This window comes from Streptomyces chartreusis NRRL 3882 (genome assembly GCF_900236475.1).
GTDB classification, from domain to species: Bacteria; Actinomycetota; Actinomycetes; order Streptomycetales; family Streptomycetaceae; genus Streptomyces; species Streptomyces chartreusis_D.
This window is the reverse complement of record NZ_LT963352.1, coordinates 5,408,328-5,429,910: the sequence shown is the minus strand read 5'-3', so window position 1 is coordinate 5,429,910 and position 21,583 is coordinate 5,408,328. Positions and strand designations below refer to the sequence as shown.

At 70.9% G+C, this 21,583-nt stretch carries 17 protein-coding genes; 14 read left to right on the top strand and 3 right to left on the bottom strand.

Translation table 11 applies throughout. The features are described from left to right. Window position 1: 1 nt before the first annotated feature. The 6 genes from SCNRRL3882_RS24660 (at window position 2) to SCNRRL3882_RS24635 (ending at window position 9,591) form a co-directional block, all read left to right on the top strand. A complete protein-coding gene (locus SCNRRL3882_RS24660) occupies window positions 2-757 on the top strand; it encodes a TIGR03089 family protein (RefSeq protein ID WP_010034646.1) in 756 nt (251 codons plus the stop codon). Window positions 758-978: 221 nt separating this feature from the next. Further along, complete coding sequence (locus tag SCNRRL3882_RS24655; protein WP_231911169.1) at window positions 979-2,211, top strand: LCP family protein; 1,233 nt, start codon at window positions 979-981, stop codon at window positions 2,209-2,211. A 240-nt stretch (window positions 2,212-2,451) separates the two neighbouring features. Next, on the top strand, window positions 2,452-4,191 hold the full coding sequence (locus tag SCNRRL3882_RS24650; protein WP_102514858.1) for an LCP family protein: 1,740 nt from the start codon (window positions 2,452-2,454) through the stop codon (window positions 4,189-4,191). Between the two features lie 74 nt (window positions 4,192-4,265). Beyond that, the gene (locus SCNRRL3882_RS24645; protein WP_010034642.1) at window positions 4,266-5,921 is read left to right on the top strand and encodes an LCP family protein; all 1,656 of its coding nucleotides are present in this window, start codon (window positions 4,266-4,268) and stop codon (window positions 5,919-5,921) included. Window positions 5,922-6,150: 229 nt separating this feature from the next. Beyond that, on the top strand, window positions 6,151-7,908 hold the full coding sequence (locus tag SCNRRL3882_RS24640; RefSeq protein WP_102514857.1) for an LCP family protein: 1,758 nt from the start codon (window positions 6,151-6,153) through the stop codon (window positions 7,906-7,908). 90 nt (window positions 7,909-7,998) lie between these two features. Further along, window positions 7,999-9,591: an LCP family protein gene (locus tag SCNRRL3882_RS24635; protein WP_010034639.1), complete on the top strand. Its 1,593-nt coding sequence runs from the start codon at window positions 7,999-8,001 to the stop codon at window positions 9,589-9,591. Window positions 9,592-9,643: 52 nt separating this feature from the next. Here SCNRRL3882_RS24635 and SCNRRL3882_RS24630 read toward each other — a convergent pair whose 3' ends face one another. Further along, window positions 9,644-10,687 (bottom strand): glycosyltransferase family 2 protein, encoded by a 1,044-nt coding sequence (locus tag SCNRRL3882_RS24630; RefSeq protein WP_010034638.1) that lies wholly within the window; start codon window positions 10,685-10,687, stop codon window positions 9,644-9,646. 127 nt (window positions 10,688-10,814) lie between these two features. Here SCNRRL3882_RS24630 and SCNRRL3882_RS24625 point away from each other — a divergent pair, with 127 nt between their 5' ends. Both SCNRRL3882_RS24625 and SCNRRL3882_RS24620 read left to right on the top strand, forming a co-directional pair. After that, window positions 10,815-12,299: an LCP family protein gene (locus SCNRRL3882_RS24625; protein WP_078602742.1), complete on the top strand. Its 1,485-nt coding sequence runs from the start codon at window positions 10,815-10,817 to the stop codon at window positions 12,297-12,299. Window positions 12,300-12,421: 122 nt separating this feature from the next. Further along, on the top strand, window positions 12,422-12,787 hold the full coding sequence (locus SCNRRL3882_RS24620) for a four-helix bundle copper-binding protein (protein ID WP_010034636.1): 366 nt from the start codon (window positions 12,422-12,424) through the stop codon (window positions 12,785-12,787). A gap of 58 nt (window positions 12,788-12,845) precedes the next feature. Here the strand turns inward: SCNRRL3882_RS24620 and SCNRRL3882_RS24615 are convergent, their stop codons facing one another. Then, on the bottom strand, window positions 12,846-14,147 hold the full coding sequence (locus tag SCNRRL3882_RS24615) for an LCP family protein (protein ID WP_078602741.1): 1,302 nt from the start codon (window positions 14,145-14,147) through the stop codon (window positions 12,846-12,848). Window positions 14,148-14,239: 92 nt separating this feature from the next. Here SCNRRL3882_RS24615 and SCNRRL3882_RS24610 point away from each other — a divergent pair, with 92 nt between their 5' ends. Beyond that, window positions 14,240-14,824 carry an acyl-CoA thioesterase gene (locus tag SCNRRL3882_RS24610; protein ID WP_078602740.1) on the top strand — a complete coding sequence of 195 codons (585 nt, stop codon included), beginning with the start codon at window positions 14,240-14,242 and terminating at the stop codon, window positions 14,822-14,824. A gap of 50 nt (window positions 14,825-14,874) precedes the next feature. Here SCNRRL3882_RS24610 and SCNRRL3882_RS24605 read toward each other — a convergent pair whose 3' ends face one another. After that, window positions 14,875-16,032, bottom strand: a complete 1,158-nt coding sequence (locus tag SCNRRL3882_RS24605; protein WP_010034627.1) for an acyl-CoA dehydrogenase — start codon at window positions 16,030-16,032, stop codon at window positions 14,875-14,877. Window positions 16,033-16,220: 188 nt separating this feature from the next. Between SCNRRL3882_RS24605 and SCNRRL3882_RS24600 the strand changes: the two genes are divergently transcribed. From SCNRRL3882_RS24600 to SCNRRL3882_RS24580, 5 genes are all read left to right on the top strand, one after another. Next, the gene (locus SCNRRL3882_RS24600) at window positions 16,221-17,564 is read left to right on the top strand and encodes a UDP-glucose dehydrogenase family protein (RefSeq protein WP_010034624.1); all 1,344 of its coding nucleotides are present in this window, start codon (window positions 16,221-16,223) and stop codon (window positions 17,562-17,564) included. A gap of 392 nt (window positions 17,565-17,956) precedes the next feature. Then, on the top strand, window positions 17,957-18,595 hold the full coding sequence (locus SCNRRL3882_RS24595; RefSeq protein ID WP_010034621.1) for a hypothetical protein: 639 nt from the start codon (window positions 17,957-17,959) through the stop codon (window positions 18,593-18,595). Beyond that, entirely contained in the window at window positions 18,592-19,920 is a 1,329-nt protein-coding gene (locus tag SCNRRL3882_RS24590) for a copper resistance CopC/CopD family protein (RefSeq protein WP_010034618.1), read from the top strand. The genes SCNRRL3882_RS24595 and SCNRRL3882_RS24590 overlap by 4 nt, the downstream gene beginning before the upstream one ends. 26 nt (window positions 19,921-19,946) lie before the next feature. Beyond that, window positions 19,947-20,951 (top strand): cupredoxin domain-containing protein, encoded by a 1,005-nt coding sequence (locus SCNRRL3882_RS24585; protein WP_010034616.1) that lies wholly within the window; start codon window positions 19,947-19,949, stop codon window positions 20,949-20,951. Window positions 20,952-21,062: 111 nt separating this feature from the next. Then, window positions 21,063-21,560 (top strand): hypothetical protein, encoded by a 498-nt coding sequence (locus SCNRRL3882_RS24580; RefSeq protein WP_010034613.1) that lies wholly within the window; start codon window positions 21,063-21,065, stop codon window positions 21,558-21,560. The last annotated feature ends 23 nt before the right edge of the window (window positions 21,561-21,583 follow it).

Here is a 21,583-nt window from a genome sequence, read left to right as displayed (position 1 = left end):
GGTGAACGCCACCGATCGCACCCCTGCCGACCTGCTGAATTCCGCGCTCGCCACGGATCCGGGCCGCCCCCTGGTGACCTTCTACGACGACGCCACGGGCGAACGAGTCGAACTGTCCGTGGCCACCTTCGCCAATTGGGTGGCCAAGACCGCCAACCTCCTCCAGGACGAGCTGTCCGTCGAGCCCGGGGACCGGGTGGCGCTGTTGCTGCCCGCGCACTGGCAGACGGCGGTGTGGCTGCTGGCGTGTGCGTCGGTGGGAGTCGTCGCGGACGTATCGGGGGATGCGCGGGCGGCCGATGTCGTGGTGAGCGGACCGGACGGGCTGGAGGCGGCGCGGGCGTGTTCCGGGGCGCGGGTCGCGATGGCGCTGCGACCGCTCGGGGGGCGGTTTCCGCAGGCGCCCGAGGGGTTTATCGACTACGCGGTGGAGGTGCCGGGGCAGGGGGACCGGTTCGTGCCGTATGCGCCGGTGGATCCGGACGCACCCGCGCTGATCGTGGCGGGGCGGGAGTTCAGTGGGGCGGAGGTCGTCGAGCGGGCTCGGGCGGAGGCGGCGGGCCTGGGGCTGACCGGGCCGGGGTCGCGGATTCTGTCGGGGTTGCCGTACGACACGTGGGAGGGGTTGAACGCGGGGTTGTACGGGCCGTTGGCCGCGGGAGGTTCCGTGGTGTTGTGCCGGCATCTCGAGCAGGCCGGGGACGGGGTGCTGGACAAGCGGGTGGAGAGTGAGCGGGTTACGGCTATCGCCCGGTAGTCCGGTCTCCAGTGCTCGGCGTGGGTGCTGGGGCGGGGTGGGTGCGCAGCCCGGCGCGGCGGGGTGCCGCTGCGCCCGCCCGTGCCCCCCTCAGCCGAGCTGCTCAGCTGCTGAGCCCGGCGCACCCCTCCCCCGTTCAGCCCATCCCCACCCCACCCCCGCCCCCCATCCGCGCCACAGTCGTAAGAGCAGTGCGCGCGCACGTTCGTACGACGTGAGGGGTGGTCTCTGTCGTGGGCGACAGCGGGAGGCTTGGGCCGCGGGCGGGGGCGTCCGCCAGTGGGCCGGGGCTGGTGCGGCGGCGTCGGCGGCGGTGGGTGCGGATCGGGGCGTTCGGGGTCGCCGGTGTGGTCGTCGCGGCCGCCGGGGCCGGATGGGCCGTGTACGCGAAGCTCAGCGGGAACATCACGCCCGACGAGGCCGCCGCCGCGGAGCTCGCGCGGTACGAGAAGGAACGGCCCACCTCGCTGGTCAAGGACGCGCGGAACATCCTGCTGATCGGGTCCGACTCGCGCGAGGGTGACGACAACGCGCGCTACGGGCGGGACTCCGGGACCGAGCGGTCGGACACCACGATCCTGCTGCACCTGTCCGCGGGCCGGGGCAGCGCCACCGCCGTCTCCCTGCCCCGGGACCTGATGGTGAACCTGCCGGGCTGCCGGCGTCCGGACGGGTCGCGCAGCGCGCCGCGGTTCACCATGTTCAACCAGGCCTTCCAGCTGGGCGGTTCGGCCTGCACCATCCGGACCGTCGAGAAGCTCACCGACATCCGTGTCGACAACCACGTCGTCGTCGACTTCCACGGTTTCAAGAAGATGGTCGACGCGGTCGACGGCGTGGAGGTGTGCCTGCGCGAGCCGATCGACGACCGGGCCGCCAAACTGCGGCTCCCCGCCGGACGGGTGACCCTCGACGGCGAGCAGGCACTCGGCTACGTCCGCGCCCGCAAGACGCTCGGCGACGGCAGCGACACGGAGCGGATGGAGCGGCAGCAGCGGTTCCTCGCGGCACTCGTCAACAAGGTGCGCAGCAACGACGTCCTGCTGAACCCGGTGAAGCTGTATCCCGTGCTGGACGCCGCCACGTCCTCTCTCACAACCGACCCGGATCTGGCCAGTCTTCGCGGCCTGTACGAACTCGTGCGCGGGCTGCGCGACATCCCCATGGAACGCGTGCAATTCCTGACCGTTCCACGGGAGTCGTACGCGTACGACGCCAATCGCGACCAACTGGTGGAGCCCGAGGCGGAGAGACTGTTCGAGCGGCTGCGTACGGACACACCTGTGGCGGTGGCCGGGGACGTTCCGCGTGGTTCCGCCCCGCTGAGGCCGACCGATTCGCATGACGGGTCGTACGGGGATTCGCATCCTGGGCCGTTTACGAAGCCCGCCGTCACCGTTTCTCCTCCACCGACGTTCCGGGGGAACACGGCAGCTGAGGACACCTGTGAGTAAAGCGGGCACCAAGGCCACTCCAAGGCAATGAACTCTTCACCCGGGAAATGGGCGAATTGCCCAGGTGTAGGGACGTGGAATTTGTCACCGTCGTCGCTCGGCACTGAACTGGGCGGTTAGTGTGAGCGATCCGGTGCGCCCGGCCCTGAGGACGGTCCTGAGGTCGCGCACTGTGTGACCGAGACCCGGGCGCCTTGGAGGGGGAGGCGCCGCGTGCCCCGACGGAGGAAACAGACAACCGTGGACGCGCAAGGCCGTGGGCGGGCGGACGATATCGATCCCGCAGACCAGTGGGTGCTCAATCCGAACACCGGCGAATACGAACTGCGACTGCCCCCTACCCCACCGCAGTCGGGCGTCCCCGGCCCCCGCAGGCCACCGGCTTCCGACGCGGTCCCGCCGGCGCGCGGCCGTACGGCTGCGCCCGGCCCGCCGGGACCTGAGACGCCCGGCCGCGCGGCGCCGCCGCGCAGGCGCCGCGGGGCGCCGGAGGAACCGCTGCCGGGGCGGCGCGGGCGGCGACCGGCCAAGAAGGCCGCGAAGGGCAAGAAGGTCCTGCTGTGGACCGGCGGCACGATGGCTTTCGTGCTGGTCGCGGGGGCGGGCGCCGCGTACTTCTACATCGAGCACCTGAACGACAACATCGCGTCCGTCTCGGACGACGGCGCGAGCACCGGTGGCTTCCAGAAGGACAAGGCCATCAACATCCTGCTGATCGGCACGGACAAGCGCACCGGCAAGGGCAACGAGAACTACGGCGACGCGGGCAGTGTCGGGCACGCCGACACCACGATCCTGCTGCACGTCTCCAAGGACCGTTCGAACGCGACCGCGCTCAGCATCCCCCGCGACCTGATCGTCGACGTGCCGGACTGCCCGACCACGCAGGAGGACGGCACGCAGAAGGTCATCCCCGGCACGCGGCAGGTCCGCTTCAACACCAGCCTCGGCCAGGACGGCCGTACGCCCAGCTGCACCATGCGGACCGTGACCGAGCTGACGGGGGTCAAGCCGGACAACTTCATGGTGGCCGACTTCAACGCGGTCAAGACGCTGACCAGCGCGGTCGGCGGGGTCGAGGTCTGTCTGGGCAAGGACATCGACGACCCGGACTCGCACCTGAAGCTGTCGAAGGGCACACACACCATCGAGGGCGAGCAGGCGCTGGCGTTCGTGCGGACCCGGCACGCCGTCGGCTTCGGCGGCGACCTGAGCCGGATCGGGCTCCAGCAGCAGTTCCTGAGCGCGCTGATGCGCAAGCTGAAGTCCAACGACACGCTCACCAGCCCCTCCAAGATGCTCGACCTGGCCGAGGCGGGCACCAAGGCCCTGACCGTCGACTCGCAGCTGGACAGCATCGGCAAGCTGAAGGACCTCGGTCTGGAGCTGGGCAAGCTCAACACCAAGAACCTGACCTTCACCACGACCCCGGTGATCGACAACCCGGCGGAGAAGGTCAAGAGCACGGTCGTACTGAACGAGTCGACGGCCCCGCAGGTCTTCGACATGATCAAGAACGACGTCTCCTTCACCGCGGTCAAGGAGAAGAAGAAGAAGGAAGCCGCCGCGGTGGCCGCCCGGCTGAAGGGCAGCAAGGCCCCGGCCTCCGAGGTCCGGGTGCGGATCCTCAACGGCGGTGCCGACCCCGGCAGCGCCCAGGAGACGCTCAGCTGGCTCCAGGTCGAGGAAGGCGTGACCAAGTCGGAGAACGCCGGCAACGCGCCCGCCGAGCTGGCGAAGACCACGCTCGAGTACGCCCCCGACCAGGCCGACCAGGCCCGCCGCCTCGCCGACATCATGGGGCTGTCCGGGTCGGCGATGAAGCCGGGCGAGAGCGTGGAGAACGCCCAGGGGCTGCCCACGATGACGCTGACCCTGGGCAAGGACTTCAAGGGTGCGGGCGCCTCCCTCACCGCTCCGTCGAAGGCGCCGGAGGGTGTCCAGAAGTCCACGGCGGACAAGGTCGAGTGCGCCGAGTGACCTGACGGGCCTGCCGTACGTCTCACAGGGCGTACGGCAGGCCTGGTCCGTGACACGGGGGTGGGGAAGAGCAGATGGCACAGAGCAGCAGTGTGTACGGGGAGGGGACGAAGCCGGGGGCGGTCCCGAACGTGCGGGTCCCGGGCAACCAGGGCAGCAGCCCGGGGCACCCGTCCGGGCCGGGCGACGGGCACGGCCGGGGAGGCCGCCGACCGGGCCGCGGTCGCCGCGTCCTGCGCTGGTCGGCGGCGTCCCTCTCCGTGCTGATCCTCGCGACCGCCGGCGCCGGCTACCTCTACTACGAGCACCTGAACGGCAACATCGAGAAGGGCCGGCGCAGCAGCGGCGACTCCACGGCGCGCAAGGCCGCCCCGAACGCGGCCGGGCAGACGCCCCTGAACATCCTGCTGGTCGGCTCCGACAGCCGTGCCTCCGACGAGAACGTGAAGCTGGGCGGCGCGCGGAAGGACCGCGGCAACCCGCCGCTGGGCGACGTGCAGATGCTCATCCACCTGGCCGCGGACCGAAAAAGCGCCGCCGTGGTGAGCATTCCGCGCGACACCCGGGTCGACATACCCAAGTGCACCGACCCGAAGACCGGGCGGACGTACCCGCCGGTCAACACGATCATCAACGCCTCGCTGGCCCGGGGCGGGGCGGGCTGCACGCTGGCGACCTGGGAGAACCTCACCGGGGTCTACATCGACCACTGGATGACCATCGACTTCGCGGGCGTGGTGAAGATGGCCGACGCCATCGGCGGGGTCGAGGTGTGCGTGCGGCAGAACGTGTGGGACCGCCCGCTGCCCGGCGTGCCCGGCGGCTCGGGTCTGAAGCTCACGGCCGGCCGGAAGAAGGTCCAGGGCGAGCAGGCCCTCCAGTGGCTGCGCACCCGGCACGCCTGGGGCAGCGACCCGCTGCGGGCCAGGGCGCAGCACATGTACATGAACTCGATGATCCGCACGCTCAAGGCGCAGAACGTTTTCACCGACACCGGCCGGCTGACCGATCTGGCCGAGGCTGCCACCAAGTCGCTGCACGTGTCCGAGGAGCTCGGCACGGTGAAGAAGCTGTACGACCTGGGGATGCAGCTGAAGACGGTCCCGACGGACCGCATCACCATGACGACGCTGCCCACGGTCGAGGACCCGCAGGACCGCAACCACCTGGTCCCGGCCGGCACCGACGCCGACCGGGTGTGGGACATGATCCGCGACGACGTGCCCTTCGACGGCAAGGGCGGGAAGCCGGGCGCGAGGAAGACACCCGAGAAGGCGTCCAAGGCGCCCGAGACGTCCGAGGACCCCGCCGCGGCGGACGATTCGATCGGCGTCCTGGTGCAGAACGCCACGCGTTCCAGCGCCCTCGGCCCGGTGACCGGGCGCGCGGGCGCCATCGCGCGGCTGCTCGTGGGGAAGGGCTTCACGCGGGCCGCCGCGGACACCTCGGGCGCGCTGTCCGAGGAGCGGACCGTGGTGCGCTATCCGAGCGCCGACCTCGCGGGCGACGCGCAGCGCGTCGCCAAGTCGCTGGGTGTTCCGGCGAGTTCGGTACGGCGGTCGACCGACGTCTCCGGCGTCACGGTCGTCGTGGGCGCCGACTGGCGTACGGGTACGGCCTATCCGAAGCCGCGGGCTCCGAAGGCGGGGGACCTGCCCGGCGACGCGGACGCCCTCAACGGCTCCGACACCGGCAAGTGCATGGACGTGTACGCGCCCTATCGCTGGTAGCCCCCGGGGAACCAACTTCGCACACCGGTCGACGACTTCCTTCCACACTCTCACATTGGAATTGGGCGGGATTGCCCACATGCATGGACGTTGAATTTGTCATTCAGCGCACATCGACGTTCAACTGGGCGGATAGTGTGAGCGATCCAGTGCTTCTGTGATGACCAGTACCCGCGCGCCTTCCGGGGGGAGAAGGCGCCGCGTGCCCCGACGGAGGAAACAGACAACCGTGGACGCGCAACGCCGTGGGCGGGGGGACCAGATCGACCCCGCAGACCAGTGGGTACTCAATCCGAACACCGGCGAATACGAACTGCGACTGACTCCATCCGGAGCGCAGTCGCCGGCGTCCGGGGCACGCGGATCCACTCCCCCGACGGGTGCGGGCGGCCGTACGGCGGGTCCGCGTGACGCGGCACCCCGTGCCGCGGTCTCCCGGGAGGGCGGCACCCGCACCGGCGTTCCGCCCCAGCGCCGGCGGCGCGGTGCGCCCGAGGAGCCGCCGCCCGGGCGGCGCGGTGGACGCCGGCCGGTGCAGCGGAAGCCGAAGAAGGCGAAGAAGGCGCTGATGTGGACCGGCGGCACGATGGCGTTCGTGCTGGTCGGGGTGGGCGCGGCCGGCTACTTCTACCTCCGGCACCTGGAGGGCAACGTCAGCACGACCGACGTCGGCAGCGCGGGAGCGAGCAACTTCAGCAAGGACGAGGCCTTCAACATCCTCATCATCGGCACGGACAAGCGCACCGGCGAGGGCAACGAGGGCTACGGGGACAAGGGCAGCTCCGGGCACGCCGACACCACGATCCTGCTGCACGTCGCCGAGGACCGGTCCAACGCGACCGCGCTCAGCATCCCCCGCGACCTGATCGTGGACATCCCCGACTGTCCGACGAAGCTGGAGGACGGCTCGGAGAAGATCGTCCCGGGCCAGCGGGGCGTCCGCTTCAACCGGAGCCTCGGCGAGAACGGCCGGGACCCCGGCTGCGCCATGCGCACGGTCAAGGAGAACACCGGCATCCAGCCCGACCACTTCATGATGGCCGACTTCAACGCGGTGAAGACGCTGACGACCGCGGTGGACGGGGTCGACGTCTGTGTGGAGAAGCCGGTCAACGACAAGCAGTCCAAACTCGTCCTGCCCGCGGGCGAGTCGACGGTCGAGGGCGAGCAGGCCCTCGCGTTCGTCCGTACGCGCAAGAGCTTCGGCAACAGCGGTGACCTGGACCGGATCAAGGTGCAGCAGCAGTTCCTGGGCTCGCTCATGCGCAAGATGTCCTCCAGTGACACCCTCACCAGCCCCTCGAAGCTGCTGAAGCTGGCCGAGGCCGCGACCGAGGCGCTGACCGTGGACAAGGCCATCGGCAGCGTCGGCACGCTCAAGGACATCGCCCTGGAGTTGAAGAAGGTGCCGACGAAGAACATCGCCTTCACGACGGTGCCGGTGGTCGACAACCCGGCGGAGACGGTGAAGGCGACGGTCGTCGTCGACCAGTCGAAGGCTCCCCAGGTGTTCGACATGATCAGGAACGATGTCTCGTTCACCGAGGTCAAGCGGCAGAAGAAGAAGGAGAAGGACGCCGAGGCCGCGCGGCTCAAGGGCAGCAAGGCCCCGGCATCCGAGGTCCGGGTGCGGATCCTCAACGGCGGAGCGGTCGCCGGCAGCGCGCAGAAGACCCTCCAGTACCTCCAGGTCGAGGAGGGTGTGACCAAGTCCGAGAACGGCGGGAACGCGCCCGCCGAGCTGGCTAAGACCACGCTCGAGTACGGCCCCGACCAGGCCGACCAGGCCCGCCGCCTCGCCGACATCATGGGGCTGTCCGGGTCGGCGATGAAGCCGGGCGAGAGCGTGGAGAACGCCCAGGGCCTGCCCACCATGACCCTGACCCTCGGCAAGGACTTCAAGGGCGCCGGCGTGAAGCTCGACGCCCCGGTCGAGGCCGCGGACGTGGAGAAGTCCACCGCCGACAAGGTGAAGTGCGCGAGTTGACCCGCTGAGGGCAACTGACAGGCCCGTCATGCGTCTAACAGGAGGCAGGACGGGCCTGTTGCATGCGCCGGGGGCGGGAAGGACCGGGAAGTGACGCAGAGCGGTGTGCGGGAGAACGAATCGCGGCAGGGCGTCCGCCGGGGACCGGGCCCGGGTGAGAGCAAGTCGGCGGCGGGTGGCGTGCCCGGCGGAGAGGGGCCGCCCCGGCGTCGGCGGCGGCTGCTGAAGTGGTCCGCGGCCGTGCTCGCCGTCCTCATACTCGGGACCGCCGGGGCCGGGTACCTCTACTACCGGCATCTCAACGGCAACATCAAGAAGGACGCGCTGAACCTCGGCGACAACAAGGTCGCCGCGCCGACCCCGAACGCCGCGGGGCAGACCCCGCTGAACATCCTGCTCATCGGCTCGGACGCGCGGGACACCGAGGAGAACCAGAAACTGGGCGGCGCCCGTGAGACGTTCGGCGCCGCGCCGCTGGCCGATGTGCAGATGCTGCTGCACCTGTCCGCCGACCGCACGAACATGTCGGTCGTCAGCATGCCCCGCGACACGCTCGTGAAGATCCCGAAGTGCACCGACCCGGACGACGGGAAGGTGTACGCCGGGACCCAGGGGCGGACCATGACCAACCAGAGCCTCGGGCACGGCGGCCCGGGCTGCACCGTGGCCACCTGGCAGGAGCTCACCGGCATCCACATCGACCACTTCATCATGGTCGACTTCGCGGGCGTGGTGGCGATGGCCGACGCCGTCGGCGGTGTCCCGGTGTGCGTCGACGCGAACATCCACTCCCGCACGTCCGACGGCAAGGGCTCGGGCCTGAAACTGGAGAAGGGCACCTCGTACATCCAGGGCGAGCAGGCCCTGCAGTGGCTGCGCACCCGCTACGGCTTCGAGGACGGCAGCGACCTCGCCCGCGCCAAGGCCCAGCACATGTACATGAACGCGATGGTCCGCCAGCTGCGCGAGAACGCCACCCTCAGCAGCCCCAACAAGCTCCGCCGACTGGCCGAGGAGGCCACCCGGGCGCTGACGGTCGACCCCGGCCTCGACACCGTCAAGAAGCTCTACGACCTCAGCGACGAGCTGCGCAAGGTCGAGCCGGCGCGCATCACCATGACCACGATGCCCAACCGGTACGTGGGCGCCCGCGTGGAACCGACGGAGGACGCCGAGCAGTTGTTCCGGCTGGTGCGGGAGGACATCGCGCTGGACGGCAAGGACACGGACCGGACGAAGGCCGCGGAGAAGGCCTCCGCCGACCCGGCCGCGGCCGACGACGAGATCGCCGTCCAGGTCCGCAACGGCACCCGCACCGACACCCTGGCCCCGGCGAGCGGGCGCGCGAGCACGGTGGCCGGGCTGCTGAAGGAGCAGGGCTTCGCCCAGGCCGTCGCCGACACCAAGGGCTCGTGGAGCGAGGACAGGACCCTCGTCCGCTACCCGAGCGCCGACCTGGAGGGCGACGCCCAGCGCGTCGCCAAGGCCCTGGGCATCCCGCTGAGTTCGGTGCAGCGGTCGACCGGCGTCTCCGGCGTCACCCTCGTCGTCGGCGCGGACTGGCGTACCGGCCCGGACTACAAGGCGCCGAAGCGGAACGACAAGACCCCGAAGTCGGCCGAGGCGCTCAACGGCGCGGACGACAAGGCCTGCATGCACGTGAACCCGGGCTTCACCTGGTGACGGAAACGGGCCCCTCCCGCGGTGGGAGGGGCCCGGACACGTGCGGCGTACGTCAGCCGGTGGCCGCGTCGGCGTCCGCCCGGACCGCCGGACGCCGGGAGGCGATGACCTTCTTCGCCAGCGACCGCGGGCTGGTCAGGAAGCCCCAGCCCCACGACATGTGCATCGTGGCCAGCGCCACGGGGATCTGGAGCCGCGCCTTGAGCGGCAGCCCCCTGCCCGCCGGGACCGAGCCGAGCAGGATCGCCGCGAGATAGCCGCCGGGCACCACGAAACCCCACGGCGTCAGCAGCGCGCCCACCAGGATCCCGGCCGCGATCGCGCACACGGCGGTCGGCGGGGCGAGGTAGCGCAGGTTGATCGAGCCCTCGTGGAAGCGGGCGACGACGTGCCGCCAGCGGCCGTAGTCCTTGTACTGCTTGGCGAGCGCCTTCACGCTCGGCCGCGGCCGGTACGACACCTTCAGCTCGGGCGAGAACCAGATGAGGCCCCCGGCCTCCCTGATCCGGAAGTTCAGCTCCCAGTCCTGGGCGCGGATGAACTCCACGTTGTAGCCGCCCTGCTGCTCCAGCGCCTCGCGCCGGAAGACCCCGAGGTAGACGGTCTCGGCCGGGCCCGCCTGTCCGCCCGTGTGGAAGGAGGCGTTGCCGACCCCTATCTTCGAGGTCATCGCGGCGGCGACGGCGTGCTCCCAGTCGTTCTCGCCCTCGGCGTGCATGATGCCGCCCACGTTCTGCGCGCCGGTCTCCTCCAGGAGCCGTACGGCGGTGGCAATGTAGTTGGGGGAGAGCATGCCGTGCCCGTCGACGCGGACGACGATCGGGTGGCGCGAGGCGTTGATCGCCGCGTTCAGCGCCGCGGGTGTACGGCCGGTCGGGTTCGGAACGGTATGCACGCGCGGGTCTTCGGCCACGAGCTCGGCGGCGATCTCGTCCGTGCGGTCCGTGGACGGACCGAGGGCGATCACGACCTCCATCTCGCCGGCGTACTCCTGCGCGAGGATCGCTTGGACTGCTCCCCGCAGATGCCGTTCCTCGTTGAGGACGGGCATGATCACGGAAACGGCGGGGAGCCGCACGTCGGGATTGGCGTTCATAGGGGCCTCACGTTACCGCGAACGGGGGACACCGGTGCGCGCCGCGGGGGCGATACCGCGGGCCGCAGATCGTATCGGCCTACGGTTTCACTGATCCCACGTACGGCCGTCGTCCGGAGGTGTCCTCTTGCCCACGCCGCCGCGGTCCCCTCGGTCCACCGCCGCCCCGCAGCGCCGCCCGCAGCACTCTCCCGGGCGCTCCCCGCGCAGGCCCGCGCCGCCCGCACGGCGCCGGAAGCCGCGCTGGGGCCTGCGGGTGGTCACCACCCTGTCCGTGGTGGTCCTCGCGTCCGCCGGTATCGGGCACGCGGTGATGACCAGCCTGGACGCGGACATCGCCCGGGTCGACCCCTTCAAGGACATGAAGAACCGGCCGCGGGCGGGCCACGGCATGAACGTGCTGCTGGTCGGCACCGACGGCCGCGAGAAGATCAGCGAGGAGGAGCGGCGGAAGTACCGGCTGGGCGGTGAGCCCTGCCACTGCACCGACACGATCATGATCGTGCACGTGTCGGCGGACCGGGAACGGGCGAGTGTGGTGAGCCTGCCGCGCGACTCGTACGCCGTGACGCCCGCGCACGTCGACCGTACGACGGGCAAGCGGCACGGCGGGCACCCGATCAAGCTGAACGCGGCGTACGCCGAGGGCGGGCCGCAGCTGACCGTGCGGACGGTCGAGAGCATGACGAAGGTGAAGATCGACCACTATCTGGAGGTCGACTTCACCAGCTTCATGCGGACGGTGGACGTGGTCGGAGGCGTGCGGATCTGTACCGCCGCCCCGCTCAGGGACAGCTACACCGGCCTGGACCTCCCGGCCGGGCGGCACACGCTGGCGGGCGGGCAGGCGCTCCAGTACGTACGCGCCCGCCACCTCGACGGGGCGTCGGACCTGGGCCGGATGCAACGCCAGCAGCGCTTCATGGCGGCGCTCGTGGAACGGATCACCTCCTCGGGGATCCTCCTCAACCCGTTGAAGTTCCGGGACGTGACGCGGGCGGTGCTCGGCTCGGTGCGGGCGGACAAGGGCTTCGGCACGCACGAGATGCTGGGCCTGGGCCGGGCCATGCGGAACTTCTCCCCCTCCTCCTCCGAGTTCACGACCGTCCCGATCGGGCAGATGGACTTCGCCGTGCAGGGCGTCGGCTCGACGCTGAAGTGGGACCCCGTCAAAGCCGAGCGGCTCTTCCGCGCCCTGCGCGAGGACCAGCCGCTGTCCGTGCACCGGCCGCGCGACGCGGCCCGGATCGTCCCGGTCGCCCCGCAGCAGATCCGCGTCCAGGTGGAGAACGGCACGGGCACGCCCGGCCTGGGCCGCCGTGTGGACGCGGCCCTGGCGTCGACGGGCTTCCGTACGACCCGGGCCCCGGTGAACGCCGCCGCCCGTGACGTGAAGCGCACGGTCGTCGCCTACGACCCCCGCTGGGACCGCTCGGCCAAGTCCCTCGCCGCGGCCCTGCCGGGCAGCGAACTCCGCCCGGTCAAGGGCCTGGGCGCGACCCTGAAGGTCATCGCGGGCACGGACTTCGAACGCGTGCGCAAGGTACGGGCCGGGGACGCGGGGCAGGGCGAGTCCGGGGTGGTGCGGGGGGATGAGGTGGCGTGCTCGTAGGGGCCGTGACGCACGCATGGCGGATTCCTTCCTTCCGCCCCGTGGCGGTCGGGCCCGGGCAGGCGTAGGACGGAAGGCACGAGGGCCGGCCCCCGGCTCTCGCCGTTCCCCCGGGAGGAATCATGACCCAGCAGCCCGCCACCATGGCCCCGCTGAGCAAGGAGATGCAGGACTGCGTCCAGGCGTGCATGGCCTGCCACAGCGTGTGTGAGGAGACCATGAGCTCCTGCCTGCAGATGGGCGGTCAGGCCCAGATGCAGATCATGCGCGCGGTCATGGACTGCGCCGAGATGACGCGTCTGTGCGCCGACATGATGATGCGCCGCTCGCCGCTGTCGGCCGAGATGTGCGCGATGTGCGCACGGGCCTGTGACATGTGCGCCGAGGCGTGTATGTCCATGCCGGACGACGCCCAGATGATGCGCTGCGCCGAGGCGTGTCGCCGCTGTGCCGAGACGTGCCGGTCGATGTCGGCCGCCGCGATGTGAGGACCGCCTCACAGCAGTCGGGGGCACCCCCGTGGGTGCCCCCGACGCGTGCCGTTGCTCAGTTGCCCGAGACGGTGACCGTCTCGTCGTTCTTCAGCTGGCTGACCAGCGTCTTCACCTTCGCGGTGTCCCACTGGAGGTTGCCGTTCGCGGAGTTGCCCGCGATCGGCATGTTCATGGACTTGCCGTCGCCGCCGCTGACGCCCTTCATCGCCCAGAACATCGACGCCAGGTCGAACAGGCCCATGTCCTTGTCGACCACGAGCGAGTCCAGGCCCGCGCCCATGGTCGGGTACAGCTTGAACGGGTTGAGGACCGTGCTCGGGGTGGCGACCTGGTTGGCCAGCGCGGAGAGGAACTTCTGCTGGTTCTTCGTGCGGTCCAGGTCGGAGCCGGCGAGCGCGTACCGGGTACGGACGAAGGCCAGGGCCTGGTCGCCGTTCAGGGTCTGCTTGCCCTTCTTGAAGTCCGCGCCGGACTTGGTGTCCTTGATGTCCTGCGGGATGTCCATCTCGACGCCGCCGACCGCGTCCACGATGTTCGCGAAGCCGGCGAAGCCGATCTCCACGTAGTGGTCGATGTGCAGGCCGGTGTTGGCCTCGACGGTACGGACCAGCAGCTCCGGGCCGTCCTCCGCGTACGCCGCGTTCAGCTTCGTCTGGCGTCCGGTGGCCGGGTAGAGCTTGCCGGAGTCGGAGCCCTTGTACGACGGGATCGTGACGTTCGAGTCACGCGGCAGCGAGATCAGCGTCGGGCCGTTGCCGCCGGTGTGCAGGATCATCATCGAGTCCGTGCGCTTGCCCTCGGCGGACCCGGTGTGCAGCTTCTTCTTCTCCTCGGCCGACATGCCTTCGCGGCTGTCGGAGCCGACGATGAGGTAGTTCGTGCCCTCGCCCGCCTCCGGCCGGTCGATGACCTTCGACAGGTCGACGTCACGGTTGAGCTTGGAATCGGCCCAGAAGTACGTGGCCACGCTCGTCACGACCAGCACCGTCACGAGCGTGATGGCCGTCACCTTGATACGGCGACGCCAGTTGGGCGCGGGGCGCGGCTCGTACATCCCGTCGCCAGGACCCCCGGGGCCTCTGCCGCCGGGCGAGCCGTAGACCTGGCCGGTGTTGTAGCCGCTGTCGTAGCCGTCGCCGGGGCCGTAGCCGCCGCCGTCGACGTACGAGGGCTGCTGCGGTACCCCGCTGCTGTACGGCGGGGCGCCGCCGTAGCCGGCCTGCCCGGGCGACGCCGCCGGACCGCGGCGGACCTGCCGCATGACACGGGCGCTCTCGGGCTGTGCGCTCGAGCTGCCGCGTCCGTAGCGGTTGCCGCGGTTGTCACCGGAGAATCCCTCGGGCCAATCATTCATGCGCCCCAGTGTGCAGGTCCCCGTAGTGGGCCATACAAGAGTCGTCGGAAAATCAGAGCACGGCTGTGGCGAAGCTGACACAAAACCCCCTCATGCCGCCTCGGCATAAGGTAGGGGCCATGACAGAGCAGGCCCCAGCTGCGGATTCCGGCACTCCGGATATCCCGGGCAAGCCGACTTCGGCCTCCCGCACCACCCTCAGCCACATCATGACCCACAACGACACGAACCTTCTGGGGACGGTGCACGGTGGCGTGATCATGAAGCTGGTGGACGACGCGGCGGGGGCCGTGGCCGGGCGGCACTCCGGCGGGCCGGCGGTGACGGCGTCCATGGACGAGATGGCCTTCCTGGAGCCGGTCCGCGTCGGTGACCTGGTCCACGTCAAGGCACAGGTCAACTGGACCGGCCGCACCTCCATGGAGGTCGGCGTCCGCGTCCTGGCCGAACGCTGGAACGAGTCCGCCCCGCCCACGCAGGTCGGCTCGGCCTACCTCGTCTTCGCGGCCGTCGACTCCGACGGCAAGCCCCGCCGGGTCCCCCCGGTCCTCCCGGAGACCGAACGCGACAGGCGCCGCTACCAGGAGGCCCAGATCCGCCGCACCCACCGCCTGGCCCGCCGCCGGGCGATCATGGAGCTGCGGGAGAAGCGGGCGGCGGAGGGCTTCGAGGACTAGCGAGCCTCCGCCCAGGCGGGCGGAGGCTCGCTCGGTCGTCCACGTGCCTGTTACGGCAGGTTCCTGGCCATCACGATGCGCTGGACCTGGTTCGTGCCCTCGTAGATCTGGGTGATCTTGGCGTCGCGCATCATGCGCTCCACCGGGTAGTCGCGGGTGTAGCCGTAGCCGCCGAGGAGCTGGACGGCGTCCGTGGTGACCTCCATGGCCACGTCCGAGGCGAAGCACTTGGCGGCGGCGCCCAGGTAGGTGAGGTCGGCGTCGCCGCGCTCGGAGGCGGCGGCGGCCTGGTAGGTGAGGGCGCGGGCGGCCGAGATCTTCATGGCCATGTCGGCGAGCATGAACTGGATGCCCTGGAAGTCGGCGATCGGCTTGCCGAACTGCTTGCGCTCCTTGACGTAGCCCTTGGCGTAGTCGAGGGCGCCCTGGGCGATGCCGAGGGCCTGGGCGGCGATGGTGATGCGGGTGTGGTCGAGGGTCTTCATCGCCGTGGCGAAGCCGGTGCCCTCCTCGCCGATCATGCGGTCGGCGGGGACGCGGACGTTGTCGAGGTAGACCTCGCGGGTGGGCGAGCCCTTGATGCCGAGCTTCTTCTCCGGGGCGCCGAAGGAGACGCCCTCGTCCGACTTCTCGACGACGAAGGCCGATATGCCCTTGGAGCGCTTGGCCGGGTCCGTGACCGCCATCACCGTGTAGAACTCGGACTCGCCCGCGTTGGTGATCCAGCGCTTCACGCCGTTGAGGACGTAGTGGTCGCCGTCGCGGACGGCCTTCGTCTTCATGCCGGCGGCGTCGGAGCCGGCGTCCGGCTCCGACAGGCAGTACGAGAACATGCCGTCGCCCTTGGCGAGCGGGGCCATGTACTTCTTCTTCAGCTCCTCGGAGCCGGAGAGGATCACCGGGAGCGAACCCAGCTTGTTCACCGCGGGGATGAGGGAGGAGGAGGCGCAGACCCGCGCGACCTCCTCGATGACTATGACGGTGGCGAGCGCGTCGGCGCCCGAGCCGCCGTACTCCTCGGGTACGTGCACGGCGTGCAGGTCGTTCGCGACCAGCGCGTCCAGCGCCTCCTGCGGGAAGCGGGCCTCCTCGTCCACCGCGGCGGCGTACGGCGCGATCTTCGCCTCGGCCAGCGAGCGGACTGCGTCGCGGAGCATGTCGTGCTCCTCGGACGGGCGGTACAGGTCGAAGTCAGCCGATCCGGCCAAGGTCTCTCACGCTCCAAAACGCTGCGATGCTGGCGCTAACTACCGTTAAGTAATCAAAAGTTTATGGGGTCGCCCACGGGAGGGATACGTGAGCTAGACGACAGCGGGAAAGTTGCCCCGTGAAGCGCGCTCCCATGCCCCGGCTATGCTCGGGCGCGCACCACATGCCGTAGACCCCTGGAGCACCCATGGCCCTGAAGATCACCGTGATCGGCACCGGTTATCTCGGCGCGACTCACGCGGCGGCCATGGCCGAGCTGGGCTTCGAGGTGCTGGGACTCGACGTGGTGCCGGAGAAGATCGACAAGCTCCGGCGGGGCGAGGTCCCGATGTACGAGCCGGGTCTCGAGGAGCTGCTGCGCAAGCACGTCGCCGGGATCGAGGGATCCAGCGGCCGACTGCGGTTCACCATGGACTGGGCCGAGGCAGGGGAATTCGGCGACATCCACTTCGTCTGCGTGAACACCCCGCAGCGGCACGGCGAGTACGCCTGCGACATGTCGTACGTCGACTCCGCCATCTCCTCGCTCGCACCGCATCTGACGGGCCCCGCCCTGGTCGTCGGCAAGTCGACCGTGCCCGTGGGCTCGGCCGACCGGATCGCCGCCTACCTGGCCGAGCACGCACCGGCCGGCGAGGACGCCGAGCTGGCGTGGAACCCGGAGTTCCTGCGCGAGGGCTTCGCCGTCAAGGACACCCTGCACCCCGACCGCATCGTGGTCGGCGTGCGCAGCGAACGCGCCGAGAAGCTGCTGCGCGAGGTGTACGCCACGCCGATCGCCGAGGGCTCCCCCTTCGTGGTCACGGACTTCCCGACCGCCGAGCTGGTGAAGACCTCCGCGAACTCCTTCCTCGCCACCAAGATCTCGTTCATCAACGCCATGGCGGAGGTGTGCGAGGCCGCGGGCGGCGACGTCGCCAAGCTGGCCGAGGCCATCGGCTACGACGACCGGATCGGCAAGAAGTTCCTGCGGGCCGGGATCGGCTTCGGCGGCGGCTGTCTGCCGAAGGACATCCGGGCGTTCATGGCGCGCGCCGGCGAGCTGGGCGCGGACCAGGCGCTGACCTTCCTGCGGGAGATCGACTCCATCAACATGCGCCAGCGCGGGCAGATGGTCGAGCTGACCCGGCAGGCGCTGGGCGGCGGGCCGTTCCTCGGCAAGCGCGTCGCGGTACTGGGCGCGACCTTCAAGCCCGACTCGGACGACGTCCGGGACTCCCCCGCGCTGAACGTCGCCGGGCAGATCCACCTCCAGGGCGGGCAGGTCACGGTCTACGACCCCAAGGGCATGGACAACGCCCGCCGCGTCTTCCCGACCCTCGGCTACGCCGACTCGGCGCTGGATGCCGTACGCGGTGCCGACATCGTGCTGCACCTGACGGAGTGGCGGGAGTTCCGCGAGCTGGACGAGGAGGCGCTCGGCGAGGTCGCCGCGGCCCGGGTCATCCTCGACGGCCGCAACGCCCTCGACCCGGAGCGCTGGCGCAAGGCCGGGTGGACGTACCGGGCGATGGGCCGACCGACCGCCTGAGAACGGGTTCCATGAATTCCTGACGGCTTTCGCGGAGTTCCGGGAATTCTCGCGGGATCGGTGAAGAAACCGAGCGAAACTGCGGGGATCTTCTGTGCGCGTTGCGCTGTCGCGCCCGGCTGCCGAGGCCGCGCTCGGGCAGGTCCGCCAAGGCCAGCGGCCTTCTCCGGCCATGACCTGTGCCGCCTTCCCCGAAATCATCAATATGAGTTCGAATTCCATTCGAGCGGCACGCGGAATCGACCCTTCTCACGGACCGGCCCGCCGGGAGAGAGGGTCAGGCAACAATCGATTAACCGACGCGTAGTTGCGCGGAATCCCCCTTCCACTCCACTGGTCGTCATTCGCCACACCTTCCATTTGGCTTGATCTGACCATGCCAGGAGTACCCCATGCCCTTGTTCTCCCGGGCGGAGTGGCCGCGGGATCACCGCGACGAGTTGGTGGCCGGCGCGCTCGTCGGCGCCGTGATCATCGTGCTCGGTTACGCGTCGGGCATCGGTGCCCCCTCCGCCTCCGGCAGCACGCAGACCGCCGCTCCCCCCGCATCACCGCCCGCGGCCACCGCGCCGGCGAACCCCACACCGGCCGCGCCGGGCGGACCCGGCGTATCCGATCCGGGCGCCGGGGCGGGCCAATTCCCCATCGGTGACGGCCAGTTGCCTGGATACGGCGGAATCGGCGCGGGCACCGGGTACGGCACCGGCGGCGCGGACGGTTCCGGCCACACCGGCCACACGAACTCCCCGCCCTCCGACACCGGCTCCCCCTCCCCGTCCCCCACGCCCACGCCCACGCCCACGCCCACGCCCACGCCGTCGGGGTCCGCCCCGGCCGACGGCGACACCTGCGAGGACGGCGAGGTCACCCTCGTACAACCGCTCCTCGGCGGGCTCACCGAGCCCGTGTTCGGGCTGCTCGACGGCGCGAGCCAGACGCCCGCGCCGCAGCCCTCCCCCTGTGTCGGCCTGGCCCCGGTCGGCAGCCTCCTCGGCGGCATCATGTCCCCCCGGCCGGAGGCGACCCCGTGACCACGACCGTCCGCCGCGCCCTGCTCCTGCTCCTGCTCACCCCGCTCCTCTACGTCCTGGCCGGTGCGCCCCAGGCCGCCTCCGCCCACACCGAGCTGGTCTCCTCCTCCCCGAAGGACGGGGCCAACCTGAAGAAGACCCCCGACCACCTCACGCTCACCTTCGACGAGGCCGTCGACCTCGCCGACGTCCGGGTGCTGACGGTGGGCGGCGACCGGCTCCCGGTGTCCCGTGCGCCGGGTGGCGGGGCCGACGCCGTCCGGGTCGCGCTCGCCGCCCCGGAGCACGGTGAGCTCGCCGTCGTCTGGTCCGTCGTCGACGCGGAGGACGGACACGCCTCCTCCGGCCGGATCACCCTCACCGTCGGCGCACCGGCCGCCAGGACCGGCGGCGACGAGGCCGCCGCTCCCACCCCCTCCCCCTCGGTGCGCAAGGGCCTGGTCGCCGCCCGCTGGGCGGGCTATCTCGCGCTGGCCCTGTTCGTCGGCGGTCTCGCCTTCGTCGTACTGCTGTGGCCGCGCGGCGCGGACGAGCCGCGGTCCCGGGCGCTGCTCGTCTTCGCCTGGGTGGTGGGCCTGATGGCCACCGTCGCGAGCATCGGCCTCCAGGGCGCCTACGGCACGCTCGGCGGACCGCGGGACGCGCTGCGCCCGAGGACGTACGCCGATCTGCTGGCCACCGAGCCCGGGGTCGTGCTCGCCGCGCGGGCTCTGCTGTGGGTGCTGGCGGCCGTGGTGCTCGGCGCCCTGCTCCAGGGCGGGGCCCGCACCTCCCGCTCCCCGGGCTGGCGGGTGGGCGCCCTCGCGGTGGCGTTCGGGCTGCTGCGGACGACCGGCATGACGGGCCACAGCTCCGAGGGCGCTAAGCCCACGTGGGGTGCCGTCGCCGACTTCGTCCATCTGCTCGGCGCCTCGCTGTGGATCGGCGGGCTGGCCGTGCTCGCGCTGGCCGTGCTGCCGCGTCGGCGAGCCCGGGAGCTGGCGGTGGTGGTGCCGGGTTACTCGCGGCTCGCGGCGGTGAGCGTCACCGGGATCGTCGGCGCCGGGCTGGTGCTCGCCTGGCAGGTGGTGGGGTCGTACGACGCCCTGCTGCACACCTCGTACGGGCATCTGCTCCTGCTGAAGACGGGCGTGCTCGGAGCCGTCCTGCTCGCCGCGTTCGCGAGCCGCCAGTGGGTGCGCACCCGCCTCGATCTCGCCGTGCTGCTGCGCGGCGACGCCGCCACGGTGCGGCCCTTCGGTTACTCGGTCGCGGTCGAGACGGGGCTCGTCCTCGTCGTGCTCGCCGTGACGAGTCTGCTGGTCACGGCCGACCCCGGCCGCTGAACTCCCCCCAAGCACAAGGAGTCGAAGTGAAACGAAGCAACGAGAGCGACGAGACCGGTCACGGGCGGCGCAGGCCGCCCGCCGGGAACCGGGGTCTGCTCGTCGCCGGGCTCGGCGCGGCGCTGGCCGCGGTGCTCAGCCTCGGGCTGCTGAGCGCGGTGTCGGGTTCCGGTTCCTCGGAGCAGACCACGGGCGCGGCTCAGGCGCCCGTGGCCGCTGCCGAGGCGCAGCCCGCCGCCGCCAAGGCCGACTACCAGGTCGACATCATGGGCAACAAGTTCGGCGACGGGAAGCAGCTCGTCGTCGAGGTCGGCCAGACCGTCCGGTGGACCAACCACGACAGCGTGCCGCACACCGTCACCACCACCAAGGCCCCCGTGAAGTTCGACTCGGGGACGCTGGAGCAGGGCGACTCCTGGTCGTACACCTTCACCAAGGCGGGCACGTACGAGTACTACTGCGCGGTGCACCCGGACATGGTGGCGTCGGTGAAGGTCGTCGAGGGCTCCGGCGGCGGTGGCGGCGGATCGACGCCCGCCCCCACGCCCACGCCCACACCCACGCCCGCACCCACGGCCCCGCCCACGACCGGCCCCACGCCCACTCCCCCCTCGTCACCGACCCCGACGCCGACTCCCACGGGCGGTACCGGCGGTGGCGGCTCCGGTGACGACGAGCAGTGCACCAGTGTCCAGAACGTGCTGCTGCCGATCCTCCAGCACCTCTACGTGGCACACCTGGAACGGTCCCCGGGCGAGCAGGTGCAGGACGCACTCGCGCTCGACTCGTACATCAAGATGCACACGGTGTGGGTCGAGAGCATCCTCAAGCCCGCCGTCGAAGGCGGCGGCACCGTGCTCGACGACACCCTCAGCGTGCTGCTGAACCACGTCAACAAGGCACATCTGGAGGAATCGCCCGGACAGCAGGTCACGGACCTGCTCAACCCCGACAGCTACGTGAAGATGCACACCGTCTGGGCCGGGCAGATGCTCACGCCCACCACGGACTTCCTCACGGACAACTGCTGACGGGACGCAGGTGGACGCCGCTCCGGCCGGGGCTCAGCCGGCCGGAGCGGCGCCCGCTCCATTCTCCACACCATCGCCATGCTTCGGGAACCGCTTTCCAAGGAGACCGGGATGACGACCGTCACCCTGCCCACCGCCCCTCCCCCGCCACACTCGCGCGACGGCGCCGGCCGCCGGCTGCCGCTGCCCGGCCGGTACACCGTGGCCCCCGGCCGCTCACTCACCGAACTCACCGCCTGGTACGGGCCGTTGCCGGTCCTGCGCCGTCGGGTCACGCTCGGCGAGGCGTCCCTCACCGTGCCGGAGGACGCCGAGCGCCCTTCCTTCCGCTACGAGTTCGACGACCGCCGGCTTTCCGCCGTGCTCACCTCGGAGCAGGTCGACGAGGTCCACGGCCGTCTCCAGCTCACCGGCGACCTCGACCTGAACGGCGTCGCCTTCCCCGTCCTGATGCGGCTGCGGGTGGTCGAGCGGGCCGACGACCGGCTGCTGGTCGTGGGACACGCCCGGCTGCCGTACCGGCTGCTGCGCCGGGCCACGGGGTTCCGGCTGCCGTGGCGCCGGCCGGCCACCCGGCTGCGGCTGCTGGTCGCGGCGGAGTTCTCGTGAGGGCGGCCCGACGGACGGCCCGG